Genomic DNA, 6192 nt, shown 5'->3' with positions numbered 1-6192 from the left:
AAGCCGGAGGCGAAGAGGACGAAGCGGTGCGGCGTGGTGCCGGCCGGGGTGGAAGCCGGGCCGGGTGGGCCGTTGCGGGGCCGCCCGCGGTGGGGCGGCCCCTAGGGGTGTCTCCTCGTAGAGGGGTGTCTCCCTGGTGAGGGGTGTCTCCCTGGTCCGGCGGGGCCGGGAAGGCCGACATGGCCGGGAAGGCCGACGCGACCGGGGAAGCCGACGTGGCCGGGAAGGCCGGCGTCACCACGGCGATCGGCGTGACCGGGGAGACACCCCTGCGCGGTCACTGCGCGCCGGGCATCCGGCTGAGCGAGCGCGGCGGGGCGATCCCGTCCAGCGGAGCCGTCGGGTGGCCGGGGGCGGACGCGTGCGCGGTGGCCCGTGCGAAGGCCGCGGGGCCGCCGGTCAGCGGCAGGCGTGCGGACGTGCGGGACAGGTCGAGGGCGAGGGTGGGCCGGGACGGCGGCGGGTCGATCAGCCCGGCGTCGGTCCCGGCCACGATCAGTGCGAGGCGGTGCCCGGCGGGCACGATGTGGTCGGTGGCGGCCAGGTCGAGGGTGAGGGTGTACGGCTTTCCCGGGGTGAGCGGGCGGCCCTTGTGGGGGTCGGCGTAGTTGCCGAGGTCGGCCCAGCCGCGGCTGAAGACGGTGTGCGCGACCTTCTCGGTGTCGGCGGCGGTCTCCTGGAAGCAGCCGGTGTCCCCCTTGGTGCCGGCGCCCCAACAGGTGCGCCGGTCAAGGGTGGTGATGCCCTCGCCGTCGGCGCCGTAGTTGCGGATGGTGTCCGGCCCGAGGTCCACCAGGACGGCGGAGAGGTGGGCGGTGGAGGTGCTCGGAGTGACGGTGACGGTCACCGAACCCGAGCCGGACAGCCGCAGGGGCGCGCGCAGCGGCCCGGTGCTGAACCCGGCCTTGGCGGGCGTCGGCCGGTCGATGTCGGACGCCCAGTCGGCCTCACTGAGCCGGGGGTCGTCGGTGAAGGTCTCGCTGGTGCCCTGGGGCGCCTTCTGGGTGCCGAGGACACCGACGCCGGGTTGCTGGCCGGCGCGCGGGCGCAGTGTGGTGGCCGTGGTGCCGGGCGCGGGCCACTGCGGGTCGGTGGACCAGACGCCGGGGGAACGCTCGATATCGGCCATCGGGGCGCGGTCGATGCCGTTGTCGTAGCCCAGCAAATAGTGGTCGAACCAGTGGTGCAGGGTCTTGACCCAGTCGCTCCGCCGGTAGTCGAAGGGATCGACGTGGCCGGTCTGCGAGAGCCAGATCTTGCGCGCGACGCCGTGCCGGGCGAGCGCGTCCCACCACTGGCCGGCGTGCCGGGTGCGGACGTTGAGGTCCTGCATGCCGTGCACCAGGAAGACGCTGGCCCGGACCTTGCCGGCGTTGCGGACGTAGTCCCGTTCGGTCCACAGCGCGGTCCAGTCACCGCTGCGCGGGGCCCCGTCGACGAGCTTCTTCTGGACGGCGGCGCATCGTTTCTGCGCGTCCGGGCTGTCGACCGCGTGGGCGAGCGCGTCCGGGCCGGAGTCGTAGAGCGGGGCGCCCTTGGCGAAGTAGTAGTCGTACCAGGAGGAGATGCCGGCGATCGGGACGATGGTTTTCAGCCCCTTGACCCCGGTGGCCGCGACACCGTTGGCGATGGTGGCGTCCCAGCTCTTGCCGATCATGCCGGTGCTGCCGTTGGACCAGTCGGCGGTGACGGGTCTGCCTCCGGTGCGGGCGGTGTAGGCGCGGCCCCGGCCGCCCAGCCAGTCGACGACGGCCTTGGCCGACTGGATGTCGGAGCGGCCGCCGACGTCGACGCAGCCGTCCGAGCGGTTGGTGCCGGCCAGGTCGACGAGGACGGTCGCGTAGCCGCGCGGCACGAAGTAGTTGTCGTAGAAGAGCGGGAACTGGACCGGCCGGCCGTGGGCGTCGTAGGTCTTCTTCTGGCTCTCGTTGCCGCGTCCGCAGCAGGAGTAGTAGGGACTGGCGTCCATGATCACCGGTATTCGGCGGCCCTGCCGGGCAGGTTCGGACGGCCGCACGATGTCGACGGCGACGCGGTCGGTCCGTCCGTCCGCATCGCCGTCGAGGCGGGTGTCGACCCAGACCGACTCGCGTATCGCGTGGTCGTAGGAGTACACGGGTCTGCTCTCGCCGGGCGCCGCCTGCGCGGCGGCCGGCCCGATCAGTGCGGACAGCAGGGCGGCGACGGCCGCCAGCACGAGCGCTGTGAAGGGGATGCGGGGAAACCGCGCAGGATTCGTCACGGGCGGACCGTAGCGCGGCTCAACTCCCGCGCGTAAGGGTGCGGGTGACGACGGCTGTGCGGTCGGTGGCGGCCGGCGCCTCCGGGTGCGTGCGGGACCGGCCGGGGCGCCGGGTCCGGCGGGGCGTACGGCGCCGGACGGGGCGTACGGCGCCGGACGGGGCGTACGGCGCCGGACGGGGCGTACGGCGCCGGACGGGGCAGTTGGTGGTTCATGTCGGTCATGTGTCAGATCCGGCCATGTCCATGACGCCGCCCGGGTTGCTGTCTAGGGTCTGAACCAGAGCCATCCCCCTACGAGTTGGAGGACTCGTGCGTCACAGACTCCTCGTCCCGGGCGCGGCCGCGCTCAGTCTGCTGCTGGCGATCCCGGCCTCCGCGGCTGACTTCACTCCGGGCGCTCCGGGCGTGGGCGACACCTACTACCCCGAGAGCGGAAACGGCGGATACGACGTTTCCCACTACGACCTGCGACTCAAGTACCAGCCGAAGACGGACCTGCTGGAGGGCACGGCGACGCTGCTCGCCACGACCACCCAGGACCTCTCCCGCTTCAACCTGGACTTCGGCCTCAAGGTCAGCGAGATGAGGGTCAACGGCAAGAAGGCCACCTTCGCCACGTCCGGCAAGCACGAGCTGGAGGTCACCCCGGCCACGCCGCTGGAGAAGGGCCGGCAGATCAGCGTCGTCGTGCGCTATGCGGGCAAGCCCTCCGAGCTGAAGATCGACGACTTCACCGCCTGGGCCCGTACGCCCGACGGCGCGGTGATCGCCCAGGAGCCGGACTCCGCCGTGTGGTGGTTCCCGAGCAACGACCACCCCACCGACAAGGCGACCTACGACGTCTCGGTCGCGGTCCCGGACGGCACCCAGGCGCTCAGCAACGGCGTGCTGGCCTCGCAGACCTCCAAGCTCGGCTGGACCCGCTACAACTGGCGCTCGGACAAGCCGCAGGCGACGTATCTGACGACGCTGGCGGTCGGCAAGTTCGACATCACCACCGACACGACCGCCAACGGCCTGCCGGTGATCAACGCCGTCAGCAAGGACCTCGGCGCGAACGAGGGGTCGGCGCGGGCGAGCATCGAGCGCACCACCGAGATCACCGAGTGGCTGGAAAGCGTCTTCGGCCCGTATCCGTTCAACGCGGTCGGCGGCTACGTCCCCAACGTGCCGGCCCGGTACGCCCTGGAGACCCAGACCCGGCCGTTCTACGGCAAGAAGGCCTTCGACAGGGGCACCAACGTCTCGGTCGTGGTGCACGAGCTGGCGCACCAGTGGTACGGCGACAGCGTCTCCCTCAAGGACTGGAAGGACATCTGGATCAACGAGGGCTTCGCCGCCTACAGCCAGTGGCTGTGGTCGGAGAAGGAGGGCGAGGGAACGGCGCAGGAGCTGGCGGACTACGTCTACGCCCAGCACCCGGCCGACGACCCGTTCTGGAAGGTCAAGCCGGGCAACCCGGGCGCGGAGAACCAGTTCGACGCCGCCGTCTACGACCGTGGCGCACTGGCCCTGCAGGCGCTCCGCACCAAGGTCGGCGACAAGGTCTTCTTCGACCTGCTCAAGTCCTGGCCGACCGAGCACAAGTACGGCAACGCCTCGGTGGCCGACTTCGTGACGTTCGCCGAGAAGAAGTCCGGCAAGAAGCTGGCCGGCTTCTTCGACACCTGGCTGTTCCAGCCGTCCAAGCCCGCGGCGGGCGCGGCCAAGCGGTCCCTGGGTGCGCCCCGCGGGCCGGTGGCGCAGCCGAAGTCCTGGAAGCAGATCGCGGCCACGCACGACGCGCACGGGCACTGACGCCCGGCCGCCCGGCGGCCGCCGGGCGCTGAACGGGGCGGAGCCGGGGCCGTCGTCCCCCGGCTCCGCCGCCGCCCGTCGTCCACCGGACGCCGCTACCGGCCCGCCGCCTGCCGCGCCGCCCGCCGGGCGCGGCGGGCGATCGGCATGAAGCGCAACCGCTCCGGAAGGGCCGGTACCACCACGCGCACCACGCGTCCGAAGCGGCGCAGCCGGCGCTCCTGCGCCTCGGTCCACTCCAGGCCGATGGCGCGCCGGGCGTCCGGCGGCATCAGACCGATCGTGACGAACCGTCGGAAGCGCGCGAACCGCGGGCGCAGCCAGGGCCACACCAGCCGGAACAGCAGCCGCAGCCAGCGCGGCCCGCGGTCGGGCACCGGAAGCGGCGGGTCGGGGTCGGTCAACTCCCGTACCACCGTGGTCGCTTCGAGCTCGGTGCCAAGGACCCGGCGGTAGTACGGCCAGAACTCCTCGATGGTCTGCGGCATATCGCGGTCCTGGATGCCCAGCACCCGGCCGACCTGGAGCCATTCCGCGTACAGCTGCCGCTCCTGCGCCGGGGTGAAGGGGCGGCCGAGGTAACGCTGGGCGTGCCGGAAGACGGGGTACCCGGTGGCGTGCACCCAGGCGTAGTTCGCGGGAGTGAGCGCGTGGTACGGCCGGCCGTGCGCGTCGGTACCCTCGATGATGCGGTGCAGCCGGCGCAGCCGGCGACCCTCCTCGGCCGCGCCGTCGCCACCGTAGACCCACAGCTGCAGCGAGACCAGCGACCGCTCGCCACGGCCCCACGGGTCGGTCCGGAAGACGGAGTGGTCGTCCACGCCGGCGCCCACCGCGGGATGTGCGACCTGCATGGTCAGGGCCGGCGGCAGGGTGAGCAGCATGCGGATGTCCCCGGCCAACGACCAGAGGACGCCGCCGGCCGGCGGGGGCTTTGGCTGGTTTTTCTCCGTATTCATGGCATTTCTCATGATACGGCGCCTGCCGGTGACATGGCGGCAGCGGAACCTCTGCCCCTGCCGGGTGTACCCGGCCCTGTCTGTACATCTCATACCTCCCGGACGGTTACCTAGAAGTAATGTCAGCTGGTTGGATGGCGCCGCCGGACCAAATCCCCACCCCCATAGGGAGATTCAGTGTCGAACCCAGCGCCGCGCACGCCGTCCGCAGCGGGCCTTCGGACCGCCGCACTCGCCGCGGTCCTCGCCGCCGCGACCGTGACCGCCGCGTCCCCCACCGCCTCGGCCGCCACCGCTCCCCATCTGAAGGTGCTGAGCTACAACACCTTCCTGATGAGCAAGAACCTCTATCCCAACTGGGGCCAGGACCACCGCGCGCAGGCGATCGCGGCCGCGGACTTCTTCCAGGGCAATGACGTCGTCGTGCTCCAGGAAGCGTTCGACAACTCCTCCTCCGATGCGCTGAAGTCCCGGGCCGCCGGGCAGTATCCGCACCAGACTCCGGTGGTGGGCCGGAGCAAGAACGGCTGGGACGCCACCGGCGGCGCCTACTCGGCCGTCACCCCGGAGGACGGCGGGGTGACCCTGCTGAGCAAGTGGCCGATCCTGCGCAAGGAGCAGTACATCTACCGGGACGCCTGCGGTTCGGACTCCTTCTCCAACAAGGGCTTCGTCTATGCGGTGCTGGACGTCAACGGCACCAAGGTGCACGTCGTCGGCACCCACACCCAGTCCACCGACTCGGGCTGCAAGGCGGGCGAGGCGGCCGCGGACCGCGCCAAGCAGCTCAAGGAGATCGACGCCTTCCTGGACGCCAAGAACATCCCGGCGGACGAGGAGGTCATGGTCGCCGGCGACCTCAACGTCGACTCCCACAGCGCGGAGTACAACGCCCTGCTCAGCAACGGCGATCTGGCCCCGGCCGACAGCCGCACCGGGCACCCGTACTCCTTCGACACCCAGGAGAACTCGATCGCGAAGTACCGCTACCCCGACGACCCCCGCGAGGACCTGGACTACGTGCTGCACCGCAACGGCCATGCCCGGCCCGCCGACTGGCGGAACGAAGTGATCAAGGAGGAGTCGGCGCCCTGGACCGTCTCCAGCTGGGGCAAGGACTACACCTACACCAACCTCAGCGATCACTATCCGCTGATCGGCGGCTGAGCCCGGGCCCTCCCGCGGCCGGCGG

Annotated in this window: 4 protein-coding genes; 2 read left to right on the top strand and 2 right to left on the bottom strand. The window is 71.4% G+C overall.

Features of this window, described 5'->3' with window-relative positions:
- Window positions 1-277: 277 nt before the first annotated feature.
- The gene (locus tag V2J85_RS38790) at window positions 278-2242 is read right to left on the bottom strand and encodes a Xaa-Pro dipeptidyl-peptidase (protein ID WP_330824204.1); all 1965 of its coding nucleotides are present in this window, start codon (window positions 2240-2242) and stop codon (window positions 278-280) included.
- Between the two features lie 311 nt (window positions 2243-2553).
- On the opposite strand from V2J85_RS38790, the gene V2J85_RS38785 reads away from it, so the two are divergent.
- Window positions 2554-4041 (top strand): M1 family metallopeptidase, encoded by a 1488-nt coding sequence (locus tag V2J85_RS38785; protein WP_330824203.1) that lies wholly within the window; start codon window positions 2554-2556, stop codon window positions 4039-4041.
- A 95-nt stretch (window positions 4042-4136) separates the two neighbouring features.
- On the opposite strand, the gene V2J85_RS38780 is transcribed toward V2J85_RS38785, so the two are convergent.
- Entirely contained in the window at window positions 4137-5000 is an 864-nt protein-coding gene (locus V2J85_RS38780) for an oxygenase MpaB family protein (protein WP_261954749.1), read from the bottom strand.
- A 177-nt stretch (window positions 5001-5177) separates the two neighbouring features.
- On the opposite strand from V2J85_RS38780, the gene sph reads away from it, so the two are divergent.
- Window positions 5178-6167, top strand: coding sequence for a sphingomyelin phosphodiesterase (sph, locus tag V2J85_RS38775; RefSeq protein ID WP_261954750.1), 990 nt, complete (start codon window positions 5178-5180; stop codon window positions 6165-6167).
- The last annotated feature ends 25 nt before the right edge of the window (window positions 6168-6192 follow it).

Source organism: Streptomyces bugieae (genome assembly GCF_036352915.1).
GTDB lineage: Bacteria > Actinomycetota > Actinomycetes > Streptomycetales > Streptomycetaceae > Streptomyces > Streptomyces endophytica.
Note: the sequence above shows the minus strand (reverse complement) of the source record. Positions and strands in the feature narration are given on the sequence as shown.